The sequence below is a fragment of the Pseudomonas sp. BF-R-01 genome (genome assembly GCF_019946615.1).
GTDB classification, from domain to species: domain Bacteria; phylum Pseudomonadota; class Gammaproteobacteria; order Pseudomonadales; family Pseudomonadaceae; genus Aquipseudomonas; species Aquipseudomonas migulae.
Genome location: NZ_JAGYFX010000209.1, coordinates 1 through 2869 on the forward strand (window position 1 = coordinate 1; position 2869 = coordinate 2869).

Consider the following 2869-nt stretch of genomic DNA (forward strand, 5'->3'; position numbering starts at 1 on the left):
CCTCTTCGCGGGCAAGCCTCGCTCCTACAGGTCATAAATCGATCTTATGACTCGCTCCTCCTCAAAACTCGCCCGTTTCCTGTTCGGTCTCTTGGCCTACATCAGCCTAGCCATCGGCCTGATCGCCATCGTCGTGCCTGGCCTGCCGACCACCGAGTTCGTCCTGCTCGCCGCCTGGGCCGCGACCAAGAGTTCGCCGCGCCTGAGTGCCTGGCTGGAAAACCATCGGCTGTTCGGTCCGATCCTCTGCAACTGGCGCAACGGTAAAATCGTTGCACGTCGAGCCAAGGTCAGTGCCACCGTGAGCATGCTGCTGTGCGCCGGGTTGATGCTGGTCATGCTCGATCACGGTTGGCCGGTTTACCTCGCCATCGCCGGCATGAGCCTGGGCAATCTGTGGATCTGGTCACGACCGGAATCACTGCCGCAAACCACCTGACACACTCCGCGATTTATCCCCGTTTTAAAGCGCTTTTCGGCACATTTTTCCGCGCAAACGTTCAACCATGACCGTTCGTCGGGGTCACCTTCATGCATCCTCGCCCCACGCCGATGCGCAGAGATTGGCGCTGAATGGATTTGGCGAACCGGGTCGGCCTCGACTCGCAGCCAACACTTCATCCCTTCGCGAGTTCGTCCTATGTTCGACTCTCTGTCCATCCGCCTGAAAATCGTTCTGCTCTCCGGTCTATGCCTGCTGGGCGTGGTCGTCCTGATCGTCAGCATGAACTTCTACCAGACCAACCAGAACGATGAGCTGGTCAGCGCCTCCAGCAGCAAAATGCTCACCGACAGCGTGCAAGACCTGCTTCAGGCCAAGGCTGCCGAGCAAGCGGTGCGGGTGCAGAAAACCTTTGGCGAAAGCCTGCTGGTGGTTACCGCCCTGGCGGACCAGATCAAGGACATGCGCACCCTGGCTGCCAAGCGTTCGCTTGAGGCCGGCGCCCTGCGTGAAGAGTTGAACCAGAGCCTGAAAACCGCCTTCGAGCGCAACAGCAAAGTGTTGGGGATCTGGCTGGCGTTCGAACCCAACGGTCTGGACGGCAAGGACAGCGAGTTCGCCAATGACGCCGCTCGCCAGTCCAACGAAGCCGGTCGTTTCGCCAGTTACTGGAGCCGCGCCGGTGGTACCGCGCTCAACACGATCATGGTCGAAGACGACATGACCAAAACCACCTTGAGCCTCAGCGGCACGCCTTACAACAGCTGGTACACCTGCCCTCGCGACAACAAGCGCACCTGCTTGCTGGACCCGTACGCCGACACCGTCGGCGGCAAGGAAATGCTGATGACCACCATTTCCGTTCCGCTGCTGGTGGACGGTAAATCCATCGGCGTGGTCGGTGTGGACATCGCCCTCGACGCCCTTCAGGCAGCCGCTGTCGGTTCCCAACGTGATCTGTTCAACAGCGCCGGGCACATGCTGATTGTCTCTGGCAGCGGCGTGCTCGCCGCTTACAGCGTCGACGCGAGCAAGGTCGGCAAAAGCATCGGTGAGACCCTGGGCGCAGAAGGCAAGGATGTCCTGCAATTGCTCAGCGGCGGCGCACCGAAAATCCTCGAACAAGGTGATTTGATTCGTGCGGTGTACCCGGTCAGCCCGATCAGCGATTCCAAAGCCTGGGGCGTGGTGATCGACCTGCCCAAGCAAGTGCTGCTGGCCGATTCGGTGAAGCTGCAAACGGTGCTCGATGATGCCCAGCAAAGCGGCACGATCAAAGCCGTGCTGGTGGCGGTCGCTGCCGGCCTCGTCGGTCTGCTGCTGATCTGGCTCACCGCGTCGGGCGTGACCCGACCGATCAACAGCGTCGCCGAGATGCTCAAGGCGATTGCCAGCGGCGACGGCGACCTGACCCAGCGTCTGCATTACAGCAAGCAGGACGAACTGGGCGAACTGGTGAGTTGGTTCAATCGCTTCCTCGACAAGCTGCAACCGACCATCGCGCAGATCAAACAGAGCATCACCGATGCCCGTGGCACCGCCGATCAGTCTTCGGAAATCGCCCGCCAGACCAGCGAAGGCATGCAGGTGCAGTTCCGCGAAATCGACCAGGTTGCCACCGCGTCGAACGAAATGAGCGCCACGGCCCATGACGTCGCCAACAGTGCGTCGAACGCGGCAAACGCGGCCAAGGGCGCTGACCAGTCGGCTCGCGATGGCATGTCGATCATCGAACGCAGCACCCGCGACATCAATCAACTGGCCGACGAAGTCAGCAAGGCGGTGACCGAAGTCGAAGCGCTGGCGGTCAACAGCGAGCAGATCGGTTCGGTGCTGGAAGTCATCCGCAGCATCGCCGAGCAAACCAACCTGCTGGCGCTCAACGCCGCCATCGAAGCCGCCCGTGCCGGCGAGAGCGGTCGCGGTTTTGCGGTGGTGGCCGATGAAGTGCGCAACCTGGCCAAACGCACGCAGGATTCGGTGGAAGAGATCCGCATCGTCATTGAGCGCATCCAGACCGGCACCCGCGGCGTGGTCGCCACCATGCATTCGAGCCAGACCCAGGCACACAGCAACGCCGGGCAGATTCAACAAGCGGTGCAAGCCTTGAGCAAAATCAGCGACGCGGTCACGGTGATCAGCGACATGAACCTGCAAATCGCCAGCGCCGCCGAACAGCAAAGCGCCGTGGCCGAAGAGGTCAACCGCAACGTCTCGGCGATCCGCACCGTCACCGAAACCCTGACCGGCCAGGCCACCGAATCGGCGCAGATCAGCAGCCAGCTCAACTCCCTGACCACCCACCAGATGAAATTGATGGATCAGTTCCGCGTGTAAAGCCACACCGCAAATCCCTGTAGGAGCGAGGCTTGCCCGCGAAGAACGATGACGCGATCTGCCAGGTAGACCGCATCATCGTTCTTCGCG

1 protein-coding gene and 2 pseudogenes are annotated in these 2869 nt (G+C 61.3%); all 3 read left to right on the top strand.

The features are described from left to right. The first annotated feature begins 46 nt into the window (after positions 1-46). Positions 47-439 carry a YbaN family protein gene (locus KGB27_RS31225; RefSeq protein WP_008038644.1) on the top strand — a complete coding sequence of 131 codons (393 nt, stop codon included), beginning with the start codon at positions 47-49 and terminating at the stop codon, positions 437-439. Positions 440-904: 465 nt separating this feature from the next. Beyond that, positions 905-1873 (top strand): annotated as a pseudogene (locus KGB27_RS31710) (chemotaxis protein); the annotation flags it as partial. A gap of 378 nt (positions 1874-2251) precedes the next feature. Next, positions 2252-2779, top strand: a pseudogene (locus KGB27_RS31715) (methyl-accepting chemotaxis protein); the annotation flags it as partial. Positions 2780-2869: the final 90 nt, after the last annotated feature.

Excerpts from the sequence above, each read along its gene's own strand:
- KGB27_RS31225 (WP_008038644.1), top strand. The coding sequence starts at position 47 with ATGACTCGCTCCTCCTCAAAACTCGCCCGTTTCCTGTTCGGTCTCTTG.